This window comes from Methylothermus subterraneus, assembly GCF_054656915.1.
In genome coordinates, this window is sequence record NZ_BAAHXK010000002.1 from 270,370 (window position 1) to 293,121 (window position 22,752).

At 60.4% G+C, this 22,752-nt stretch carries 21 protein-coding genes and 1 tRNA gene; 17 read left to right on the forward strand and 5 right to left on the reverse strand.

Going from position 1 to position 22,752, the window contains the following annotated elements; genetic code table 11:
- Positions 1-8: 8 nt before the first annotated feature.
- Both ACYQ3M_RS03130 and ACYQ3M_RS03135 read left to right on the forward strand, forming a co-directional pair.
- Positions 9-764 (forward strand): endonuclease/exonuclease/phosphatase family protein, encoded by a 756-nt coding sequence (locus ACYQ3M_RS03130; protein ID WP_460034594.1) that lies wholly within the window; start codon positions 9-11, stop codon positions 762-764.
- A gap of 8 nt (positions 765-772) precedes the next feature.
- Positions 773-2,065 (forward strand): GGDEF domain-containing protein, encoded by a 1,293-nt coding sequence (locus ACYQ3M_RS03135; protein ID WP_460034595.1) that lies wholly within the window; start codon positions 773-775, stop codon positions 2,063-2,065.
- A gap of 4 nt (positions 2,066-2,069) precedes the next feature.
- On the opposite strand, the gene ACYQ3M_RS03140 is transcribed toward ACYQ3M_RS03135, so the two are convergent.
- From ACYQ3M_RS03140 to phoB, 5 genes are all read right to left on the reverse strand, one after another.
- Positions 2,070-2,543: an MEKHLA domain-containing protein gene (locus ACYQ3M_RS03140; RefSeq protein WP_460034596.1), complete on the reverse strand. Its 474-nt coding sequence runs from the start codon at positions 2,541-2,543 to the stop codon at positions 2,070-2,072.
- Positions 2,540-3,889 carry a POT family MFS transporter gene (locus ACYQ3M_RS03145; RefSeq protein ID WP_460034597.1) on the reverse strand — a complete coding sequence of 450 codons (1,350 nt, stop codon included), beginning with the start codon at positions 3,887-3,889 and terminating at the stop codon, positions 2,540-2,542. Before ACYQ3M_RS03145 ends, ACYQ3M_RS03140 begins: the two co-directional genes overlap by 4 nt.
- Positions 3,890-3,955: 66 nt before the next feature.
- On the reverse strand, positions 3,956-4,777 hold the full coding sequence (locus ACYQ3M_RS03150) for a substrate-binding domain-containing protein (protein WP_460034598.1): 822 nt from the start codon (positions 4,775-4,777) through the stop codon (positions 3,956-3,958).
- 29 nt (positions 4,778-4,806) lie between these two features.
- Complete coding sequence (gene phoR / locus ACYQ3M_RS03155; protein WP_460034599.1) at positions 4,807-6,117, reverse strand: phosphate regulon sensor histidine kinase PhoR; 1,311 nt, start codon at positions 6,115-6,117, stop codon at positions 4,807-4,809.
- 7 nt (positions 6,118-6,124) lie between these two features.
- The gene (gene phoB, locus ACYQ3M_RS03160; protein ID WP_460034600.1) at positions 6,125-6,823 is read right to left on the reverse strand and encodes a phosphate regulon transcriptional regulator PhoB; all 699 of its coding nucleotides are present in this window, start codon (positions 6,821-6,823) and stop codon (positions 6,125-6,127) included.
- A gap of 247 nt (positions 6,824-7,070) precedes the next feature.
- Here phoB and metK point away from each other — a divergent pair, with 247 nt between their 5' ends.
- The 15 genes from metK to ACYQ3M_RS03235 all read left to right on the forward strand — a co-directional run bounded on the left by metK (position 7,071) and on the right by ACYQ3M_RS03235 (position 22,734).
- Positions 7,071-8,243: a methionine adenosyltransferase gene (gene metK / locus ACYQ3M_RS03165; RefSeq protein ID WP_460034601.1), complete on the forward strand. Its 1,173-nt coding sequence runs from the start codon at positions 7,071-7,073 to the stop codon at positions 8,241-8,243.
- Positions 8,244-8,273: 30 nt separating this feature from the next.
- Positions 8,274-9,590 carry an adenosylhomocysteinase gene (ahcY, locus tag ACYQ3M_RS03170; protein WP_460034602.1) on the forward strand — a complete coding sequence of 439 codons (1,317 nt, stop codon included), beginning with the start codon at positions 8,274-8,276 and terminating at the stop codon, positions 9,588-9,590.
- Position 9,591: 1 nt separating this feature from the next.
- Positions 9,592-10,428, forward strand: a complete 837-nt coding sequence (gene metF / locus ACYQ3M_RS03175; RefSeq protein WP_460034603.1) for a methylenetetrahydrofolate reductase [NAD(P)H] — start codon at positions 9,592-9,594, stop codon at positions 10,426-10,428.
- A 3-nt stretch (positions 10,429-10,431) separates the two neighbouring features.
- Positions 10,432-11,151 (forward strand): 16S rRNA (uracil(1498)-N(3))-methyltransferase, encoded by a 720-nt coding sequence (locus tag ACYQ3M_RS03180; protein ID WP_460034604.1) that lies wholly within the window; start codon positions 10,432-10,434, stop codon positions 11,149-11,151.
- 24 nt (positions 11,152-11,175) lie between these two features.
- Positions 11,176-12,438, forward strand: coding sequence for an alpha-amylase family glycosyl hydrolase (locus tag ACYQ3M_RS03185; RefSeq protein WP_460034605.1), 1,263 nt, complete (start codon positions 11,176-11,178; stop codon positions 12,436-12,438).
- Between the two features lie 49 nt (positions 12,439-12,487).
- Entirely contained in the window at positions 12,488-14,347 is a 1,860-nt protein-coding gene (locus ACYQ3M_RS03190; protein ID WP_460034606.1) for a glycogen synthase, read from the forward strand.
- A gap of 7 nt (positions 14,348-14,354) precedes the next feature.
- Positions 14,355-14,831, forward strand: coding sequence for a nicotinamide-nucleotide amidase (gene pncC / locus ACYQ3M_RS03195; protein WP_460034607.1), 477 nt, complete (start codon positions 14,355-14,357; stop codon positions 14,829-14,831).
- A complete protein-coding gene (gene thpR, locus ACYQ3M_RS03200; protein WP_460034608.1) occupies positions 14,815-15,345 on the forward strand; it encodes an RNA 2',3'-cyclic phosphodiesterase in 531 nt (176 codons plus the stop codon). Before pncC ends, thpR begins: the two co-directional genes overlap by 17 nt.
- A gap of 84 nt (positions 15,346-15,429) precedes the next feature.
- On the forward strand, positions 15,430-16,470 hold the full coding sequence (recA, locus tag ACYQ3M_RS03205) for a recombinase RecA (RefSeq protein WP_460034609.1): 1,041 nt from the start codon (positions 15,430-15,432) through the stop codon (positions 16,468-16,470).
- Complete coding sequence (locus tag ACYQ3M_RS03210) at positions 16,415-16,912, forward strand: regulatory protein RecX (RefSeq protein ID WP_460034610.1); 498 nt, start codon at positions 16,415-16,417, stop codon at positions 16,910-16,912. Before recA ends, ACYQ3M_RS03210 begins: the two co-directional genes overlap by 56 nt.
- Entirely contained in the window at positions 16,909-19,509 is a 2,601-nt protein-coding gene (gene alaS / locus ACYQ3M_RS03215) for an alanine--tRNA ligase (protein WP_460034611.1), read from the forward strand. The genes ACYQ3M_RS03210 and alaS overlap by 4 nt, the downstream gene beginning before the upstream one ends.
- Positions 19,510-19,519: 10 nt before the next feature.
- Positions 19,520-20,743, forward strand: coding sequence for an aspartate kinase (locus tag ACYQ3M_RS03220; protein ID WP_460034612.1), 1,224 nt, complete (start codon positions 19,520-19,522; stop codon positions 20,741-20,743).
- Positions 20,744-20,846: 103 nt separating this feature from the next.
- Positions 20,847-21,089, forward strand: coding sequence for a carbon storage regulator CsrA (gene csrA, locus ACYQ3M_RS03225; protein WP_460034613.1), 243 nt, complete (start codon positions 20,847-20,849; stop codon positions 21,087-21,089).
- Between the two features lie 10 nt (positions 21,090-21,099).
- Positions 21,100-21,190: transfer RNA gene (locus ACYQ3M_RS03230), tRNA-Ser, on the forward strand.
- 146 nt (positions 21,191-21,336) lie between these two features.
- The gene (locus ACYQ3M_RS03235) at positions 21,337-22,734 is read left to right on the forward strand and encodes an OprO/OprP family phosphate-selective porin (RefSeq protein WP_460034614.1); all 1,398 of its coding nucleotides are present in this window, start codon (positions 21,337-21,339) and stop codon (positions 22,732-22,734) included.
- Positions 22,735-22,752: the final 18 nt, after the last annotated feature.

Below are 22,752 nucleotides of genomic sequence, written 5' to 3' on the forward strand. Positions count from 1 at the left end.
GAGTAGGCATGAGGCGCTTAAAGCTTGCGAGCTTTAACATCCAGACTGGCATTCGCACCCGCCACTACGAAGATTACCTGCTCAAAAGCTGGCAACACCTTTGGCCTTGCGATAAGCGCTTGGTCAACCTGGAGCGGATCGCCGAGTTCCTCCAACCTTTTGACATCGTCGGCCTGCAAGAGGTGGATGGGGGTGGAGCGCGCAGCCATTACGTGATCCAGACCGAATACCTGGCCAGGCGCGCCGGGTTTCCCTACTGGCACAATCAAATCAACCGCAGGATCGGGCATCTGGCCTTGCACAGCAATGGTTTCTTGAGCCGCCTGCCGCCCGATCAAATCGACGAGACGCCCTTGCCGGGCCTGCCCGGGCGAGGGGCAATTTGGGTGCGCTTTGGCCAAGGCCGGCAAAGCCTGCTGCTCTGCGTCTTGCACCTGGCTTTAAGTCCCCGCGCGCGGCGGCGCCAGTTGGATTTTGTCGCCGAGCGCCTTGCCGGCTACGCGTATGCAATCGTGATGGGGGACCTCAACTGCGGCGCCAACGCGCCCGAACTGCGCCGGTTTCTGACCCGCACCGGGCTGATCGATCCGATTCCCCAGGCGCGCACTTTCCCCAGTTGGCGACCTAAGCGCAAGTTGGACCACATCCTGGTCAGCCCAAATCTCAAAGTCAGCCGGATGCAAGTGTACGATTTCGTCTGTTCCGACCACCTGCCGATCGGCGTCGAGATCGCCCTGCCGGAGGCTGGACTGCTCGCGGCCTAGGGCAAGCCATGGCCGAGACCGGTTCGGACTCCTGGCGGACTAAGTGCCTGGCGCTCGCGCAGGAACTGGACGCGCGCGAGGCGTTTTGGAAAGACGCGGAAAAACGCCTGTTTAAGGTTCTGACGCGCTTGCTGTGTGCCCTCGAGGACCGGCGTTCCGATCCGCCGCTGGAGTCGCTGCGCCAGGCGGTGCGCCGCGGCGTGCTCGACGAGACCGGGCTGGCGCAACTGGAGGCGGCGGCAGACGCCTTGTTTCGGATTGTTGCAAGCCCATCCATAGACGAACAGTCCCTCCATCGCCCTCTGGCGCGGTTGTTGCGAGAATTGGAGACGTTTCCGGCGCTGGCCGAGCCGAGCCGTCAATTGATCGATTCCCTAAAGCAGGGGGGAGCGTTGCCGGAGGTGCTGACAGGAACGGCGCGCTTGCTGTTTGAGAGCTACGTTATGCTGCGGCAGGAGCGGGAAGAAATCCAAGATTTTTTGGCCCAGCTGACGATAAAGCTGCAGCAGCTTGACGCCCAAGCCCAGAATATAGGGCGGGTGTTTGGGGAAAAGCAAGGCTGGAACGCGGCTTTGACGGCTCAAGTTGCGCGCTTGCGCACGCAGACCCTAGAAGAGACGAGTCTCGATGCGCTCAAGAGTCTGATCGTCGAGCGGCTCGACAGTCTGACCGAGCAGCTCGTCGTGATCTGCAAGGTGGAAGCTAAGCAAGAGGCCGAGCTGGCGGAACAGATCGCCGCCTTGACCGGCCGCGTGGCAGAACTGGAGCAAGAGACCCAAGATTTGCGGCGGCGGCTCAAAGCGGCCCAGCAGCAAGCGCGCTACGATCCGGTGACCGGCCTGCCCAACCGCCAGGCGGTGGACGAACGCTTGACCCAGGAGTTCTCCCGCTGGCAGCGATTCCGGCAGCCGCTCAGCCTGTTGCTCTGGGACATCGATCATTTCAAACAAATCAACGACCGCTTTGGCCATCAAGCGGGCGATAAGATCTTACGCGTGGTCGCTCAAACTTTGCGCGGCGGGATCCGCGAGGTGGACTTCGTCGGCCGATACGGCGGGGAAGAGTTTGTGATGTTGTTGCCGGGAACCGACTTGGAGGGCGCTCTGAAAGTGGCGGAAAAGCTGCGCGAGGCGGTCAAAGGATGCGGCTTCAACAGCCGCGGCAAACCGGTGCCGGTGACCATCTCCTGCGGCCTGAGCGGCGCGCGTCCAGGCGACACCCAAGCGTCCCTGTTCGAGCGCGCCGACCAAGCCTTGTATCAGGCCAAGCAAACTGGCCGCGACCGCTGCGTTAGCGTTTAAAAATTTAAAGAAAACGCCAACGCGCGATGCGCGCCGCCTGACCGTAGAACGCCCCATTTGTATCGCAAACGTTCCAGATCTCGGCGCCTTCGAGGCGAAACCGCCGGCCGTCGCGGGCGATGCGCACCCCGCGATAATCGGCCAAGTACCCTTTGGCGCTCACTTCTGCGAGCAAGCGGGAGCGTTCGGCTTGCGCCAAAGGCTCGGCGGAAAGCCGCGATGGCAGGCGAGTGAAGCTTGGCCAATCCATCCCAAACAGCCGTTGAGCGGTGAGGTTGGCGTAATTGAACACGGGGTCTTGGCGCGTGTCGTGGGAGACCAGCGCGAACGGGGCGTGATACAAAAAGCGCGCGGCGGCGATCGGATCGAGCGTGGGGTCGATCAGGTCTTTTCCAGTCCAGCGCCGGTAGCTGGCGGTGAGAAGGCGGACGTGCTCGGCAAGAAAGCCGTTGGCGGGGGAAGGTTCGGGCAGGCTCATAAGCGCTCTACAGGGATTTCTTTCTGGAGATAACTCTGGCCGCGGTAAAAGCGGGCCACAAACAAGAATAGCAGCGCAGTGACCCCCATCGCCGCGGTGAAGAACCCGAAATAGGCCGCGCCTTGCAGAAGGCTTTGGCCGTTAAATCGCTGGATAAAGAAATTGACGGCGCTGGTGAACAGATTGCCGGCCGCCACCGACAGCATGAAGAACGCCATTACCCAGGATTTCATCGAGTTTGGCGCTTGGGTGTAGGAAAACTCCAAGCACGTAACCGAAACCATCACTTCCGCCGTGGTTAAAATCAAATAGGCTAACAGCTGCCAGGCGATGGAAGGCGTATGCCCCGCGTCGATGGCCGTTTGCAGCCAGGTCGCCAAGGCGAAGGCCAAGGTGGTCAGGAACATGCCGATGGCGATTTTGCACAGCGGCGACAAGGGCCAGATCCGCTCGAGAAGCGGGTAGAGGACGTAGGAAAACAAGGGCACCAAAATCAGGACCAGCAGCGGGTTGGCGGCCTGGAGCTGGGAAGGGAGAATCTCATAACCGAACAGCCTGCGTTCCAGGTTTTGCGCCTGCAGCACCCAAGAAGAGCCGGTCTGGTCGAACAGGGCCCAGAACATCGCCACGCACAGGTAAATCGGGCTCAATTGGCCCAGCACTTTCAGTCCCTCACGGCCAAGCGCTTGGCGGACGAAGCCTAGACCTTGCGGTGGGAGGTGCGCGTAGCGGAAGCGCCCGCTCCAAAATATCCAGGTGGCTAGAGCCATCAGGATTCCCGGCACGGCAAACGCCACGGTCGGTCCCCGATGCGCGAGCAGGTAGGGGGTGATCAACATCGCGGCGAATGCCCCTAAGTTGATGGCGAAGTAGAACCAGCCAAAAGCGCGGCCGAGGAGGTGCTGGTTGGTGGCGCCGAACTGATCGCCCAAATGGGCCGAGACGCACGGTTTGATTCCTCCGGCTCCAAGGGCGATCAAGCCTTGGCCGAGGAGCAAGCCGGCGCGGGTGGCGTCCAAGGCGAGAACGAAGTGGCCAAGGCAATAGACCAAAGACAAAATCACGATGGTGCGATATTTCCCGAGCAGACCGTCGGCGAGCAGAGCCCCCAAAAGGGGAGTCAGGTAGACCGCCGCCACGAACAGGTGAAACCAGGCTTTGGCTTCTTCGGGCGTCATCGGGTCGGGGCGGCCTTGGTCATCGGTCAAATACTGGGTCATGAACACCACCAGGATGGCGCGCATGCCGTAGTAGCTAAAACGCTCGGCGGCCTCGTTGGCGACGATAAAGGCAACGCCGGGCGGCATCGTGGGAATAGCCAGCGGGGCGGTTCGGTAACGCGGCATCCTAAAATCCTGCAGTTTGCGGCTTTAAGGATTTTGCCAGAGGGTGAGGGGGTGGATAAAGCGCGATCAATCGCGCAAGCGCGAAAGCGCCTGCCGGCGGATCGATTCGGGCAGGGGCGCGAAGCGTTTGGCGAGGATCGCCTGGCCTTGGGGCGAAAGCGCGGTGCGAGCGAAGGCGAGCGCCGGAGGATGCGGGTGAGCCAGATATAGATAAAGGTAATAGGCGAGCGGATAACGGCCGCTTGCCAGGAAGGCGGCAGAGGGTAGGATTTTGCTCCGAGTGGCCGGCAGGGTCAAAGGAAGCGGGCGAACCTTAGGGTTCATCAGGGCTTGGCTGGCGAATCCGAGCGCGCCTGCTTGCCGGGCGACCTGTTCGATCACTGCGGCATCGTCTGGCAACAGGACAACTTCTGGGCGCAAAGGACCGCCGCAGAGCACCTTGGCCTGAAAATGGAAATGGCTGGCGTTGGCCGGGGTAGGGCTATAAAGAGTTCCCCGAGGCAAAGCAGCGGGTGGGCCGGTTTGGCAGCGGTGGGTCCCGGCGTACAGGTATTCCAGTTCGGCGAGGCCGATTTCCTGGCGCGCATCGTCTGGGTGGACGACGATGCTCAAAGCGTCCAGACCCACCGGCAAGGCCAGGGGAGGGGTGGGGAACGCCCGCGCCTCGTCTGGGGTCAGCGTCCTGCCGATGACGATCGCGTCCGCAGCGCCGTTGCGTAGGGCCTGGACGGCGGTGAGCGTGTTGGTGGCCGCGAAGGCGACCTCGGTATCCGGATGCGCGGCGCGAAAATCCGCGATCCAGGCAGAGACGGTCGCGGCCAAAGGCAGGTCGCTGTAGATACGCAAAGTATCTGCCGGAGCTGCCGGCCCGGCCAGCCATCCCAACATTAGCATAAGCCAGAGTGGGGTTAGGCGGGTCACGAGGCTGCCGTGGAAACGTGGGGTTGCACCGTGCGTTCGGCGGGAAAACGGCAGCGGAAGGTGCTGCCTTGTCCCAGCCGGCTTTGGATTTCCAGGCTCCCCTGATGGCGGTTGAGCACGTGTTTGACGATCGCCAGCCCCAGGCCGGTGCCGGTAGGGTTGTGGAGTTCGGAACCGGGGACTCGGTAGAAGCGCTCGGTTAATCTCGGAATGTGCTCGGCAGGGATGCCGGGGCCGGTGTCGGCGACCTCAAGGCACGCTCCCTGCGCGTTGGCGTACCAACGCACGGTGATCGTGCCGGTGGGGGGGGTGTATTTGACCGCGTTGACGATTAAGTTCGTGAACGCGCTGCGCAGCTCTTGCGCGTTGCCCAGCAGCAGCGTTGGGGATTCGATGCGAAGCTCGACGGGGGCGTGGGGTTCCTTGAGCTGGTCGATCTCGCCCAGGATGTCCTCTAGCAACTGCTCCACGTCCACCGGTTGAATCGAGCCGGGCTTATTCTGCACAGTTTCAAGGCGGCTTAAATACAGCAAGTCGTCGATTAGATACTGAAGCCGGCGGAGCTGGTCGTCCATGCGTTGAAGCAAGGGCCGAAACGGGGGAGCGACGGCCGCCTCGGTGTCCATCAAGGTTTCCAGATAGCCTTTGATGACGGTGAGCGGGGTGCGCAGTTCGTGGGAAACGTGGGCGACGAAATCGCGGCGCTGGCGTTCCAGCAGGCGAATTTGGGTGACGTCTTGGGCCAGGAGCAGATAGCGGTCCGGGACGTAGGGGACGACGCGGACCTCGAGCTGCACATTGTCGCGGTTTGGCGCGTGGAGGGTGATGGGCTGCGCGAATTTGCCCTGCTGTAAGTAGTCCACAAACCCCGGATGGCGCAGCAAGTTGTCGATGCGCATCCACTTGTCTTGGGATTTTAGCCCCAAAAGATGGGCGGCTGCCTTGTTGAACCATTCGATTTCGAAACCCGCGGTGAGCACCACGGCGGCGTCCGGCAACGCTTCGGTCGCTTGGCGGAAGGAGCTTAGCATTTTGGCTAGATGACGCTTGCGCCGGCGGTGGTGGCGTTGCTGCAAGCGCAGCCGATGGAAGATTTCGGCCCACAGCCCATTGCCCTCAGGCAGATCGCGCTGCTTGCCATAGGACCAGGCTAATAGGTGCCAGCTATAGTAGAGATGGCGAGCCAGATAACCGAAGACGAACAAGGCAGGAACGGCGATAAAGTGCCCTTCGATCCAGCCTACGATCAAAGCGATGGACAGTCCTAGGACAAAGAGGGTAAATTCCGACCGCAGGGCCCGGGTCATCGATCTTTCAGGTTTGGGGTGACGCCGTCAACCGATAGCCGAAACCGCGTACGGTTTCGATCATGGTGTCGCGCCCGTGTTCGGCCAGGATTTTGCGCAAGCGGCGGATGTGCACGTCCACCGTCCGCTCCTCGATGTAGACGTCGCGCCCCCATACTCGGTCCAGCAGCTGTTCGCGGCTGTAGACCTTGTCCGGATGAGTGAGAAAAAACTCCAGCAGGCGGTATTCGGTGGGACTTAAATTAACAGGTTTGCGATCGATCTCGACCTTGCGCTCTTCGGGGTTTAAGACAATGCCCCCGACTTGGATCAGGGCCGGAGTCTCGCCCTTGCCAAAGCGCCGCAGCACCGCATTGATCCGGGCAATCAATTCGCGCGGCGAGAAGGGTTTGGTGATGTAGTCGTCGGCGCCGCTGTCTAGCCCTAGAACCTTGTCTTCCTCTTCGCTGCGGGCGGTCAGCAGGAGGATCGGAATATCGCTGTAGGCCGCATCCCGGCGCAGCTTTTTGGCCCAGTCGATGCCGCTTATGCCGGGCAGCATCCAGTCCAGCAAGATTAGGTCGGGAAGGTGATGCTTGAGCGCCTCGAGCGCCGCCTGCACGTGCCCTACCGCGCGCACTTCAAACCCTGCCTGTTCCAGCACCAACTGCAACATGTCGCGGAGCGCGACCTCGTCTTCGACCACCAGGATGTCGATTTTTGCCATACAGCGGAATCTATATTGAAACAACAGACTAATAGCCTCTTCAAATTACCAGATTATGAACGCAAAAGCGAAAGGCGATCGAGGGGCGTAGACTTTCGGGCCTTATCGAGGTTGGCGATGCAGCCTGTCAAGAACGCTCTTATACTTAAAAAGCAGATCTTGGTTGGTTGGCTTACAGGGCAATAAGTTAAACTATTGGTGTTGTGCCGCTAGGGTTTGACAACAGACAAGTTAAGGGTTTTAAAAAGTGAATCAAAATTTTATTTTTACCTCCGAATCGGTCTCCGAGGGGCATCCGGACAAGATCGCCGATCAAATCTCGGATGCCATGTTGGATGCTCTGTTGGAGCAGGATCCTAAAGCGAGGGTGGCGTGCGAGACCCTGGTCAAGACCGGGATGGTGTTGTTGGCCGGCGAGATCACCACCAGCGCTTGGGTGGATTCCGAACAGCTGGTTCGCCAGGTCGTCAAAGAGATCGGTTACGACGATCCCGAGATCGGCTTCGATTGGCAAAGCTGCGCGGTCCTCCAGGCCATCGGCAAGCAGTCGCCCGACATCGCCGTCGGCGTGGACGAGGCGGAGGATAAAGAACAGGGCGCAGGCGATCAGGGTCTGATGTTCGGCTACGCGTGCAACGAGACCGAGGTCTTAATGCCTGCCCCGATTTACTACGCGCACGAGCTGGTCAAACGCCAGGCGCAGCTGCGCAAATCGAAGGTTTTGCCGTGGCTGAGGCCGGACGCCAAAAGCCAGGTCACGATCCGCTATCAGGACGGCAAACCGGTAGCGGTGGAGGCGGTGGTGCTGTCTACGCAACACGCGCCGGACATCCCTCAGTCTGCGGTGCGCGAGGCGGTGATCGACGAGATCATCTTGAAAGTCATCCCGCGCGAGTGGATCCACCGGGGGACTAAGTTTTTCGTCAATCCTACGGGAAGGTTCGTCATCGGCGGGCCGGTGGGGGACTGCGGCCTGACCGGGCGCAAGATCATCGTCGACACCTACGGCGGAATGGCGCGCCACGGGGGGGGCTGTTTCAGCGGCAAAGACCCGAGCAAGGTGGACCGTTCGGCGGCCTACATGGGGCGCTATGTGGCCAAGAACATCGTCGCCGCCGGCCTTGCCGAGCGCTGCGAGATCCAGGTGTCCTACGCCATCGGGGTCGCCGAGCCCACCTCGATCACCATCGAGACCTTCGGCACCGGCAAGGTGCCGGAATCCCGTTTGGTCGAGATCGTGCGCGCGCATTTCGATCTGCGCCCCAAAGGTTTGATTCAAGAGCTCGATCTGCTCCGTCCCATTTACCGTAAGACCGCTGCCTACGGCCACTTTGGCCGCACCGAGCCCGAGTTTACCTGGGAGCGCACCGACAAGGCCGAGGCTTTGCGCGAGGCGGCAGGCCTTCCCCCACGCAATTGAATCGAACGCATCGCTGTTTAGGAGGTTACGATGAGCCAGTTTGCTACCCAGTTGAAAACCGAGCGGGATTACAAAGTCGCCGATCTTTCCTTAGCCGAGTGGGGACGTAAGGAGATCCGCATTGCCGAGACCGAAATGCCGGGTTTGATGGCGCTGAGGGAGGAATACCGGGCGCAAAAACCTCTAAAAGGCGCGCGCATCGCCGGTTGCCTGCATATGACCATCCAGACCGCGGTGCTGATCGAAACTCTGGTCGAGTTGGGCGCGGAGGTGCGCTGGTCTTCCTGCAACATCTTCTCGACCCAAGATCACGCCGCGGCGGCGATCGCCGCCGCCGGAATTCCGGTGTTCGCTTGGAAGGGAGAGACGGAGGAGGAATACTGGTGGTGCATCGAGCAGACGATCTTTGGACCCAACGGTTGGCGCCCGAACATGCTGCTCGACGACGGCGGCGATCTGACCAAGGTGATGCACGAAAAATACCCTGAGCTTCTTAAAGACGTCCGCGGGGTCTCAGAAGAAACGACCACGGGGGTGCAGCGCCTGTACGAGATGATGAACGAAGGCCGGCTGCTTTGCCCCGCGTTCAACGTCAACGACTCGGTGACCAAGTCCAAGTTCGACAACCTCTACGGCTGCCGCGAATCCCTGTTGGACGGACTCAAGCGCGCCACCGACGTGATGATCGCCGGCAAGATCGCCGTGGTCTTGGGTTACGGCAACGTCGGCAAGGGCTGCGCGCAATCCCTGCGCGCTTTAGGAGCCAGGGTCTGGGTGACCGAAATCGATCCCATCTGCGCCTTGCAGGCGGCGATGGAGGGCTATCCCGTCGTGACCATGGAAGAGGCGGCGCCTATCGCCGACATCTTTGTCACCGCCACCGGCAACTATCACGTGATTACCCACGAGCACATGCGGGCGATGAAGCACAACGCCATCGTCTGCAACATCGGCCATTTCGACAACGAGATCGACGTGGCCTCGCTGCGCCAATACCCTTGGGAGAACATCAAGCCGCAGGTCGACCACGTTATCTTTCCCGACGGCAAGCGGATCATCTTGCTCGCCGAGGGGCGCTTGGTGAACTTAGGCTGCGCGACCGGGCACTCGAGCTTTGTGATGTCCAACTCCTTCTGCAACCAGGTGCTAGCGCAGATCGAGCTGTGGACCAATCCGGGCAAATACGAGAACAAAGTGTACGTATTGCCTAAGCACCTGGACGAGAAAGTCGCGCGCCTGCACTTGGAGAAGCTCGGAGTCAAGCTCACGCGCCTGACCCAAGCTCAGGCGGCTTATATCGGGGTGCCGGTGGAGGGGCCGTACAAACCGGAGCATTACCGGTATTGAGATGGCGGCGCAGCTTAGCTTTGAGTTCTTTCCGCCGCGCACGCCGCAGCTTGCCGCCCAGTTGCGCGAAGCCTATCTGGCGCTGGCTCGCCTTAAGCCGGAGTACTTCTCGGTCACTTACGGGGCCGGCGGGACCACCCGCGCCAACACGCTCGAGACGGTGCTCGAGATTCGGCGTGCGACCGGGTGCGAAGCGGCCCCGCACCTCTCGTGCATCGGCTCCAGCCGCGAGGAGATCCGCCAGATCCTGCAAACTTACCGGGCGCACGGCATCACCAAGATCGTCGCCTTGCGCGGGGATCCGCCTTCGGGAATGTCTCCCGGCGGCGACTTCCGCTTTGCCGAGGAGTTGGTGCGCTTTATCCGCGCTGAAACCGGCGAGCATTTCTACATTTTGGTAGCGGCGTATCCTGAAGTGCACCCGCAAGCCTTAAGCTACTGCGCTGACCTTAAGTATTTCAAGCGCAAGCTCGAGGCAGGAGCCAACGCTGCGATCACGCAGTATTTTTACAACGCCGACGCCTATTTTTATTTTCTGGAGAGCTGCCGCAGAAAAGGGATCGACGCCCCCATCGTGCCTGGGATCATGCCGATTACCAACTACGGCCAACTGGCCCGATTTTCCGACCGCTGCGGCGCCGACATCCCGCGGTGGATGCGCAAACGGCTGGAAGCCTTCGGCGACGATTTGGAGGCGATCCGTGCGTTCGGCATCGAGGTGGTGACCGAGCTTTGCCAGAAGCTGCTCGCCGGGGGGGCGCCAGGCTTGCACTTTTACACCATGAACCGGGTCGAGCCGACCTGGACCATCTGCCGCAATCTCGGCCTGCTTGCTTAAAAGGTGCGCGTTTGTAGGTTGTATCTTCCCGAGGCGCTTGAAGCCGGCGCTGAAGTGGTTGTCAGCGGCGACCGGGCTCATTATCTCCTTACCGTGTTGCGGCTTAGGGCGGGAGATCCCTTGACCGTATTCGATGGCCGCGGCGGCGAATACCGCGCTAAGTTGCTCGCCGCTGGCCGCCACCAGGCGCGCTTGAAAATCGGCGCTTTCCAAGCGCGGGAAGCGGAATCGCCGCTGCGCATCCATCTCGGACTGGCGATCGCTAAGGGCGAGCAGATGGATTGGAGCGTCCAGAAAGCCACCGAGCTTGGGGTAGAATCGATCGCGCCGCTCTTGACCGAACGTTGCAACGTGCGCTTGCAAGGCAAAGAGGTCCACAAGCGGGCGCACTGGCAAAAAATCGCCATCGCCGCGTGTGAACAGTGCGGGCGCAACCGAGTTCCCGACGTTTTCCTGCCGCAGCCTTTGGAGACCTGGCTGCAAGCTCAAACTCGAGGCGTGCTGCTCGACCCGGGTGGACTGCCGTTTGCCACCCTGGCGCCGCCTACCGAGGGCTTGATCCTATTGATCGGTCCCGAAGGAGGATGGTGTCCGGCCGAACGCGAGCTTGCGCGGGCTTTTGGGTTTGTCCGGGCGAGCTTAGGGCCTAGGATTTTGCGGGTGGAGACGGCGGTGGTGGCGGCTTTGAGTGTGGCGCAGGCGCTGTGGGGGGATCTGGCGTGATTAGACGAAAAGGGATAGGAAAGTATGCGCATTTACAATTTGTTTCCGCGGCTGGCAGGCCCTTTCTCGGCCTGGCGACCCCACTTGGAGCGGGCGGCGGATCTTGGCTTTGATTGGGTATTCGTCAATCCCATCCAGCAGCCGGGGCGCTCTTGCAGCCTGTATTCGATCAAAGATTACTTCAAGATCAACCCGGCTTTGCTCGATCCTACCTCGCCCAAAGCGCCTGAAGACCAAGTCCGCGAGACGGTCGCCTGGGCCGAAAGCCTAGGGCTCAAAGTGATGCAAGATTTAGTGATCAACCATTGCGCCTACGATTCGCCGCTGTTAAAACAGCATCCTGAGTGGTTCATCAAGGAAAAGGGGCGCATCGCCCACCCGTTCTGCGTTCACGAAGGAGAGAAAGTGATCTGGCGCGACCTGGCCAGTTTCGACCACCGCCATACCTCAGACCCTGAAGGGTTGTACCAATACTGCCGCGCCGTGGTCGAGCATCTCATTGGCCTTGGATTTAAGGGGTTTCGCTGCGACGCCGCCTATCAAATCCCGCCGGAGTTCTGGCGGCGCCTGATCGAAGAGACCAAACGCGCCCATGAGGTGATATTCGTCGCCGAGACCTTGGGCTGCAGCGTGGATCAGACGCGGGAAACCGCCGGGGCAGGGTTCGACTACATCTTCAACAGCGCCAAGTGGTGGGATTTCGAAAGCCCGTGGCTGATTGAGCAATACAATCTGACCCGCGAGCTCGTCCCCTCGATCGCTTTTCCCGAAAGCCACGACACGCCCAGATTGTTCGCTGAATGCCAACGCAACGTGGACGCCTTAAAGCAGCGTTATCTGTTTGCAGCTTTGTTTTCCGCCGGGGTGATGATGCCCATAGGCTATGAGTTCGGGTTTGAGAAACCTCTGCACGTGGTCAAGACCACGCCGCAAGACTGGGAGCAAACCGAAGTTGACATCTGCGATTTTATCCGCAAGGTCAACCGCATCAAGAGCCAATACCGAGTGTTTCAGGAAGAGAGCATCACTGAACTCATCGACCATCCAAACCGCGCGGTCCTCCTGATGTGGAAGGCTTCTTCCCGCAATCATCAGGAGGCGCTGATCATCCTCAACAAGAATATCTGGGGGCGCGAGGTGTTTTATACGGAAGACCTTTACCGCTACATCCAGGCTTCGCCGCCTTTGGTGGACGTCTCCCCCGAATGGCCGCAGGCGTACTTGCCTACCCCCTACCACTTCGAGCTGCCCCCCGGTATGGGGCGGGTGCTGGTGGCCGATGTTTGAAACCTTAAAGATGGCTTAAACTGGGAAAGCTCAATTTGCAGGCTGACCGATGACGAAAAAGACTCCGGATCAAACCCAAGCCAAGACCCTGCCGCAGACTGGCCAGGACGCTGCCAACCCTGAGGCGGCAAAACCGATCGAACCAACTGAGCCAAGCCGAGCGTCCGCCGAGCCGGCCAAAAAACCGCCGGCGGACAGGGTAAAAGCTGAAAAGGCCCGGGCGGAGCCGATGCAGTCCCTGCCGCTCGCCAAGGCGGAAAAGCCTAAGCCGGCCAAGGTGGACGCACCTGAATCCGAGCCGACCGCCAAGGCGCCACCGGAAAAACCGCGCGCGCCCGCCCCGGAACCTGAGCCGCCAATCGAGACCGCAGCAGCCGCCACTCCCCAGCCGGCTCCGGAATCCCCCGTACAGCGGGAAGGATATACCATGCCGTCGATGTTCATCGTCCAGATCACACCCGAACTCGCCTGGGTCGCGAAGGTCGGGGGGCTGGCGGACGTGGTGTTCGGCTTGAGCAACGAGCTGGAACTGCGCGGCCATTGCGTTGAGATCATCCTGCCCAAATACGACTGCATGCGCTACGACCACATCTTCGGCTTAACCGAGGTGTACAAGGACCTTTGGGTGCCTTGGTACGGAGGGGCCATCCATTGCAGCGTGTATTTTGGCTTTGTCCACGGGCGCAAATGCTTCTTTATCGACGCCCATTCCCAGGACAATTTCTTCAACCGCGGGTGTATCTACGGTTTTAACGACGACGTTTTGCGGTTTGCGTTTTTCTCCCGCGCCGCTATGGAGTTTCTCTGGAAGGCAGGCAAACACCCCGACATCATCCACTGCCACGACTGGCAGACCGCGCTGGTGCCGGTATTTTTGTACGAAATCTACAAGCACCTAGGCCTGACCCACCCCAGGGTGTGCTACACCATCCACAACTTCAAGCACCAGGGAGTGACCGGAGCCGAAGTCCTTTATGCGACCGGACTCAATCGGCCCGAATATTATTTCCACTACGACCGCTTGCGCGACAATTGGAATCCCCATGCCCTAAATCTCATGAAAGGCGGGATCGTATATTCCAACTTCGTCACCACGGTGTCGCCGCACTACGCCATGGAAGCCAAGGACCAGGGCCAGGGGTTTGGGTTGGAACCGACTTTGCACATCCACCACATGAAGTACGGCGGGGTATTGAACGGGGTCGACTACAGCACCTGGAATCCGGAGATCGACCGTTATATCCCGTTCCATTACGGGCTGGCCAATTTGGATGACAAATACAAGAACAAAAAGGCGTTGCGCGACCGCTTGCTGCTCGCCGACAACGCCAAGCCGATCGTCGCCTTCATCGGGCGCCTGGACCCGCAAAAGGGCTTGGAACTCATCCGCCACGCGATTTTTTACACCCTGCACCGGGGAGGGCAGTTCGTCTTGCTCGGCTCTAGCCCAGACGGACAGATCAACGGCTATTTCTGGGGATTGAAACAGCAGCTCAACGACAATCCCGACTGCCATCTCGAGATCGGCTTCAGCGAGGAGTTGTCCCACCTGATCTACGCCGGGGCGGACATGATCGTGGTGCCGAGCCGGTTTGAACCGTGCGGACTGACCCAGCTCATCGCTATGCGCTATGGCACGATCCCGATCGTGCGCGCGGTCGGGGGGCTTGCCGACACCGTGCACGACAAGGATTTTTCCCCAAGGCCGCTGCACGAACGCAACGGTTATGTATTTCGAGATTACGATTACCCGGGACTGGAATCGGCCCTTGGCCGGGCGATCAGCTGTTACTACGACTATCCCCAGGATTTCCGGGAGCTCATGAAAAACGCCATGCGCTGCGATTACTCCTGGAAAAACCCGGGACAAGACTACCTCAACATCTACGACTACATCCGGGATAAGTAAGGCAAAGATGCTCAAGCTTGCCTCCCAGGTCGGCGCTCTTCTCCAACGGCGCGGCTGGTTGTTGGTTACCGCCGAGTCTTGCACCGGCGGCTGGATCGCCAAGTGCGTCACCGACGTGGCCGGCAGTTCGGCGTGGTTCGACCGCGGTTTTGTCACCTACAGCAACGCCGCCAAGACGGAGCTGCTCGGGGTGCGGGCCGAGACCTTGGACCGATACGGTGCGGTGAGCGAGGAAACCGTGCAAGAGATGGCTTTGGGCGCGTTGGCGCGCAGCCGAGCGCAGGTGGCGGTGGCGGTGAGCGGGATCGCCGGCCCCGCGGGAGGGACGCCGGACAAGCCGGTCGGATTGGTGTGGTTGGCCTGGCAGGTCCAAGGCGAGCCTTGTCGTACCTGCCGGTTGCAGTTCGCCGGCAATCGGGAAAGCGTCCGGCGGCAGGCGGTGCGAGCGGCTTTGGAGGGAATTTTGAATGTCTGCGGAGGCTAAGAAACGGCTGTTTTTCGCCCTGTGGCCCGACGAGGGGGTGCTGGAGCAGCTGGCGAAGGTGCGCCGGGAGCTGCAATTAAACGAAGGCAAGCCGGTCGATTGCGAGAAGTTCCATATCACCCTGCTGTTTCTGGGCGAGGTTCCCGAAGATAAAATCGAGGCGCTCAAAGCGCTGGCGGAAAAGCTCCCATTGATCCCTTGTGAGTTGACCTTTGACCGCTTGGAACATTGGGTGCGTCCGGCCGTCTTATGCTTGACGGCGCAGGCGATCCCTAAGCCTTTGGCCGAATGGGTCAAAAGCCTGCGCAAGAGAGTGCGTAAGCTGGGCTTCCAACTCGAAAGTCGGCCGTTCCGTCCCCACCTGACCTTGGCGCGCAAGGTAAAAAAACGCATCGCGGCCCGTGCGATCGACCCCATCGCTTGGCCAGTGCGCGAAGTTGCCTTAGTGGCTTCGGAGCTTAGCCCCGAAGGATCGCGTTATCAGGTGCTCGGTCGGTGGGAAGCCCCGCTTTAAGAAAGGGTGGCTATATTGAAAGTGGTTGGCGATGCCGCCAACCGCTTATGGCATAATTCTTTAAGCAATCGATCGGGTGTCATCATGTTAGACGAGAACAAGCGCAAAGCGCTCAGCGCGGCGTTGTTGCAGATTGAGAAGCAATACGGCAAAGGCGCGGTGATGCGCCTAGGCGATGTGGGTTTGGGGCGCGAGATCGAGGCCATCCCCAGCGGTTCTTTGAGCTTGGATATCGCCTTAGGGGTAGGCGGACTGCCTAGAGGGCGGATCGTCGAGATTTACGGTCCGGAATCCTCGGGCAAGACCACTTTGGCGCTGTCGACCATCGCCCAGGCTCAGAGCCAAGGCGGGGTGGCGGCGTTCGTGGACGCCGAGCACGCTTTGGATCCTGCCTACGCGGAGAGGCTGGGGGTCAAGCTCGATGACCTTTTGATCTCCCAGCCGGATACCGGCGAACAGGCATTGGAGATTGTGGACATGTTGGTGCGCTCCGGGGCGGTGGACGTGATCGTGGTCGACTCGGTGGCGGCGCTGACGCCCAAGGCCGAGATCGAGGGCGAGATGGGCGACGCCCACGTGGGATTGCAAGCTCGCCTTATGTCCCAGGCGCTGCGCAAGCTGACCGCCAATATCAAGCGCTCCAACACCCTGGTCATCTTCATCAATCAGATCCGGATGAAGATCGGGGTGATGTTCGGCAACCCAGAGACCACCACCGGCGGCAACGCGCTCAAGTTCTATGCCTCGGTGCGGCTCGACATCCGCCGTACGGGGGCGATTAAAAGAGGCGAGGAAGTGATCGGCAACGACACCACGGTCAAAGTGGTCAAGAACAAGGTCGCACCGCCGTTTAGGACCGCCAGCTTCGAGATCCTCTACAATGAGGGAATTTCCAAGGAGGGGGAATTGCTCGACCTGGGCGTGGAGCACGATCTGGTGCAAAAATCCGGGGCCTGGTACAGCATCGGCCAAGAACGCATCGGCCAAGGCAAGGACAACGCCCGTCAGTATTTGAAGGAGCACCCAGAGCTCGCGCGCGACTTGGAGCAGAAGATTCGGGAAAAGATTTTTGGGTCTGCTCCCGCTGAGGCAAGGTCCACGGTCGAAGTTCCGGTGGAGGAGTAAGCTGGCAGACGATCGCGCTAAAAATTTAGCCCTGCGTTTTTTGGCGCGCCGCGAGCACAGCGCGCGGGAACTGCAGTGGAAGCTGCGCCGGCATGGAATTTCCGATGCGCTTGCCGGCCAAGCGATCGCTGAGCTTCAGTCTTTGGGCTTGCAGGACGAGCGCCGGTTTGTGGAAGGCTTTGTTCGCGCCCGCCGGGAGCGCGGTATGGGGCCGGTTAAGATTCGGCTCGAATTGAAAGCCAAGGGCGTAGCTGAGGAGTTGATCGACGAAGTCTTGGCTGCGCTGGCCATCGACTGGGAGCAAGCCGCGCGCGAGGTTTATCGGCGCAAGTACCGGAATCGGCCGATTCGCGATTTGCGCGAGTACGGCGCGCGCTATCGCTTCCTGGCGCAGCGCGGTTTTGAGAGCGAGCACATCCGCACCCTGTTGGGAGACGCATGAAAACCTTGACGACTTCAGCGATTCGCAGCCTGTTTCTGGATTACTTCCGCGAGCGGAGGCATACTATTGTCCCTTCCAGCTCGCTGATCCCGGCAGGCGATCCTACGTTGCTCTTTACCAACGCCGGCATGGTCCAGTTTAAGGACGTTTTCTTGGGGCGCGAGACAAGGCCCTACACGCGCGCCGCCTCGGCGCAAAAGTGCCTGCGCGCCGGCGGCAAGCACAACGATCTGGAAAACGTAGGCTACACGGCGCGCCACCATACCTTTTTCGAGATGCTCGGCAACTTCAGCTTCGGCGATTATTTCAAGCGCGAAGCGATCGCCTACGCTTGGGAATTCCTCACCCAAGTGCTGGAGATTCCCGAAGACAGGCTGTGGGTGACGGTCTATGAGGAAGACGACGAGGCAGCGGCGATCTGGCTCGAAGAAATCCGAGTTGCGCCCGAGCGTTTTGCCCGCATCGGCGCCAAGGACAATTTCTGGGCGATGGGGGACGTGGGGCCGTGTGGGCCCTGCAGTGAGATTTTTTACGACCACGGGCCAGAAGTGTCTGGGGGACCTCCCGGTTCCCCGGACGCGGACGGCGACCGTTACGTGGAGATCTGGAACCTGGTGTTCATGCAGTACGATCGCGCCGCCGATGGAACTTTAACGCCGCTTCCCAAGCCTTCGGTGGATACCGGCATGGGGCTAGAGCGGATCGCCGCGGTGATGCAGGGGGTACACAGCAACTACGAGATCGACCTGTTTCAGCATCTGCTCCGAGCCGCCGCCGATCTGGCCCATACCGACGATTTGCGCTGCAGCTCCCTCCGGGTGATCGCCGACCACATTCGGGCCGCGGCGTTTCTGATCGCCGATGGCGTCCTGCCTGCCAACGAAGGGCGCGGATACGTCCTGCGCCGCATCATCCGCCGCGCGGTGCGGCACGGGTACCGGCTCGGCCTGCGCGAGCCTTTTTTCTATCGCTTGGTCGCTCCCTTGGGGGAGGTGATGGGGGAGGCGTATCCTGAGATCGTCACCGCCCGCCCCCAGATCGAACAAGCGCTCAAGCGGGAAGAAGAGCGCTTTGCCGAGACCTTGGAGCAAGGCATGCGGGTGTTGGAGGAGAGTCTTGGCAAGCTTGAGGGCCGTAAGATTCCAGGCAGTTTGATCTTTTTGCTTTACGATACTTATGGCTTTCCCGTCGATCTGACCCGCGATTTTGCTTTGGAACACGGCCTGGAGCTAGACCTTGCAGGCTTCGAGCAAGCGATGGCCGAGCAGCGCGAGCGGGCCCGGGCGGCGAGCGGTTTTAGCGCGGATTACCATCAATCGATCCCAATCCAAGCCAAGACCCGATTCGTAGGCTATGACCGGCTCGAGGCCGAGGTTGAAATCCTGGCGCTGCTAAAGGATGGGAAAGAGGTAGAGACCCTAGCGGCCGGGGAGACTGGGGCGGTGGTCCTAGACCAGACGCCGTTTTATGCCGAAGGCGGCGGCCAAGTGGGGGATAAGGGACGGATCCGCACTGCCGGTGGCTGGTTCCGGGTCGAGGACACGCGCAAACAGGGCGATGTCTGGCTGCATTTAGGGCAAGTGGTGCAAGGTCGCATCGAGCGCGGAGCGCAGGGGGTCGCGCAGGTGGACGAAGAGCGGCGCCGCGCGACCGCCTTGAATCATTCCGCCACCCACTTGCTGCACGCGGCCTTGCGCAAGCTGTTGGGCGAGCACGTGCAGCAGAAAGGCTCGTTGGTCGACGCCGAGCGCCTGCGCTTTGATTTCTCCCACTTTGAGCCCCTCACGCGGCCCCAGCTCGAGGAGCTCGAACGCCTGGTCAACGCCGAGATCCGCAAGAACCAGCCGGTGACCGCCGAGGTGATGGCGATTAAGGACGCGCTGGCCGCCGGGGCGATTGCGCTGTTTGGGGAAAAATACGGCGATGAGGTCAGGGTGCTGAAGATCGGGGATTTCTCGGTGGAACTGTGCGGCGGCACCCACGTGAAGCGCTCTGGAGATATCGGCTTGTTCAAGATTGTGGCCGAATCGGGCGTGGCTTCCGGTGTTCGGAGAATCGAGGCGGTCACCGGTGAACGGGCGTTGCGCTGGGTCCAGCAGGCCGACCGCCGCTTGGCTTCCTTGGCGGAGCTGCTGCGCTGCCAACCGGAAGAGGTGGAAGACAAGCTCAGGCAGGTGCTGGAGAAGAGCCGCCAATTGGAGAAAGAGTTGGAACGCCTACAGGCCAAGCTGGCGGCCAAGGCCGGCGGGGATCTCGCGGCCAAAGCCGTGGAAGTGAACGGCGTCAAGGTACTTGCGGCCCGTCTGGAAGCGGCCGATCCTAAGTCGCTGCGCGCAGTCGTCGATCAGCTCAAAAGCAAACTGGGCCGCGCGGTGATTGTCCTAGCTACGGTCCAAGAGGACAAGATCAATTTGGTCGCAGGGGTCAGCTTAGAGCTCACCGACCGCATCAAGGCCGGAGAACTCGTTAACTTCGTGGCTTCTCAGGTGGGGGGCCGAGGTGGGGGACGCGCCGATTTTGCTCAAGCCGGCGGCACGCAGCCGGAAAAGCTCGAGCAGGCGCTGGCCTCGGTAGTGGATTGGGTTAAAGAACGCTAACGTTAGGAAAATGGCGCTTTACGTTCATAAATACGGCGGCACCTCGGTCGGCACCATCGACCGGATCAAACACGTAGCGAGCAAAATCGTCCAAGCCAAACGGCAAGGCGCGGACTTGGTGGTCGTAGTCTCGGCCATGAGCGGCGAGACCGACCGCTTGTTGGGGTTGGCGCGGCAGATCCAGCAGCAGCCCAATCCCAGGGAGTTGGACGTGCTTTTGGCGACCGGCGAGCAGGTCACCATTGCTCTCTTATGCATGGCCCTGGAGACTTTAGGTTGTCCGGCCAGCTCCTACACCGGGGCGCAGGCGCGGATCCTCACCGACGCGGCGCACACCAAGGCGCGGATCTTAAATATAGACACCTCCCGTATCCGCAAGGACCTGGCTCAAGGCAAGGTGGTGGTGGTGGCTGGTTTCCAGGGCGTGAACGAGGAAGGCGACATCACCACTCTAGGGCGAGGCGGCTCGGATACCACCGCCGTAGCGCTGGCGGCGGCGCTTAAAGCCGATGAGTGCCTGATTTACACCGACGTGGACGGCGTCTATACCACCGATCCTAGGATCGAGCCCAAGGCCAGGCGCTTGGACCGGATCACCTTTGAGGAGATGCTGGAGATGGCCAGCCTAGGCTCCAAGGTACTGCAGATCCGGGCGGTGGAATTCGCCGGCAAGTACAACGTTCCCTTGCGGGTGCTGTCGACCTTCGTCGAGGGCCCCGGCACTTTGATCACCTACGAGGATGAAGCCATGGAACAAGCCTTGATTTCTGGGATCGCCTTCAACCGCGACGAAGCCAAGCTGACGGTGGAAGGAGTGCCTGACCGGCCCGGCATCGCCGCGGCAATTTTGGGGCCGATCGCCGATGCCAACATTGAGGTGGACATGATCGTCCAGAACGTCGCCGAGGACGATACCACCGATTTTACCTTTACCGTGCATCGCAACGACTATCCCAAGGCGTTGGAGCTTTTGGAGCAGGTGCGGCGCGATCTGGGAGCGCGCCGGGTCACCGGCGACGACCGCATCGTCAAGGTATCGTTGGTCGGAGTGGGAATGCGCTCGCACGCCGGGATCGCCAGCAAGATGTTTCGCGCCTTAGCGAAGGAAGGTATCAACATCCGCATGATCTCGACCTCGGAGATCAAGATTTCGGTGGTGCTCGATGAAAAATACTTGGAACTGGCAGTGCGCACCCTGCACGATGCCTTTGAACTGGACAAGGCGCCTTGTTGATTGCGGTTTGCCCCGCGTGGGCAAGGTGTTATAATGCAAACTGCTGTCAGTGCCGGCGCGAATTGCGCCGTGACTGATTCTGGCAAACGGAAAGGATAGTTTTATGCTTATTTTGACTCGGAGAGTCGGGGAGACCCTGGTCATCGGCGACAACATTACCGTCACCGTGCTTGGCGTCAAGGGCAACCAGGTTCGCATCGGCGTCAATGCGCCCAAAGACGTCTCGGTCCATCGCGAGGAGATCTACGAGCGGATCCGGCGCGAAAGGGAAGCTGGGGCGCAAGCTACAGGGTCCGAACCTGGAATTTCCGATACGGAACTCTCCGGCGAACCCGAAGCCGAATAGCAGTCCTAAAGGAGAGGTGGCCGAGAGGCCGAAGGCGCTCCCCTGCTAAGGGAGTATGGGCCAAAAGCCCATCGAGGGTTCGAATCCCTCCCTCTCCGCCACCCTTGACAAAGGCCCCGGCGGCTGGGAAGCCGCCGGGGTTTTCGCGTTTTAGTTAGGAGGAAGACTTCTGCTCGCGGTTTGGTCTTGTCATTTTTTTGTAACATTCGGTTGCGAAGATTGTTTGAATTTAAACAAGGAGCACAGTATGCGGCTGAAAAGACTGGCGCTAGGTTTGGCTTTGTTGCCTTCTTGGGGGCTGGCGGGCGAATCCGAAGCGATGCTCGAGCTTCTTAAAGCGCTCAAGGCCAAGGGGACCATCGACGAGGCGACTTACCAAAAAATCGAGCAAGCGCTTACGCAAAACCGCGAGAAAGAGGAAAAAATCGATCAAGCCGTCCAAAAGCTCGAAGAGCAGCCCAAGATCGATACCAAGGGCCGGTTTGAGATCGCCAGCCCCGAGGGCGATTTCAAGTGGCGCATCCGCGGCCGCCTGCACTTGAATGGGGGATTTGCGCGCAACGACGATGGAAACGTGGTGCGCACCAAGTTCGAAGACGGGGTGGACGTGCGCCGGGCGCGGGTCGAGGTGCTGGGCACGGTGTGGAAAGCCTGGGATTTTAGGTTCCACTACGAGTTTTCCGGCTCCGATCCAGAAGCCGATGCGGGGCTGCGCGATATCTACATCGCTTACCGCTTCCAAGACTTGCCGCAAAAGTGGCCGCTGATGGTCATGGTCGGGCAATTCAAAGAACCTTTGGGGCTGGAGAGTCTAAACAGCTCCAACGACATAACCTTCATCGAGCGCGCCATTGGTTCGCGCGTGTTTCACGACTTTGGCGGCTCTTCCGACGGCAGGCGCGTTGGGATTGGCCTGTTTACCCACGATCCCGGCGGGTGGTGGACGGCGCAGGCGGCGGTGTTCGGCAAGGGCGCGGCGGGCAACGAATTTGGTAAAACCCAAGATTCCGACCCCTTGGTGTTCACCGGCCGTTTTACCCTAGCGCCGTGGCACGGCGAAGAAGGCGTGGTGCATCTGGGGATGGCAGGGTCTTGGCTTAGGTTTGACGGCAAAAGCGATGTGCGCTTCCGCGCCGTGCCCGAAGAGCGTATCGGCGAAGCGGTGCGACTGCTCGATACAGGTCTGCTTTCTGGGATCGAAAGCGTGGTGCGCCTAATGCCTGAGGCGGCGCTGATCTATGGGCCGTTCTCGCTGCAAGGGGAATATCAACGCGCCCAGCTTTATGGCAAACAAAATTTCAATTTCGACGCCTGGTACGCCCAAGCTACTTGGAGCTTAACCGGAGAGCCTAGGGAATACGACCCAGACAACGGGCTGATCCGCAATCCTCATCCCCACACGCTCGTCGGCAAAGGCGGATGGGGGGCGTGGGAGCTGGCGGCCCGTTACGGTAAGGCCGATCTCGGCGATTGCAACCATCCTCAGTGCGCCGCCGAGAGAAACTTCACCGCCGGCCTCAACTGGTACGTCAACCCGAACGCCAAGCTGATGTTCAACTACGTGCGCGTGCTCGACGTCAACAAAGGCACCTTCCGCGGGGTCAACCCCGATTTCTTCGAAGCCTCGGCCAGGCTGTATTTTTAATTAATCATCCTGTCCGAC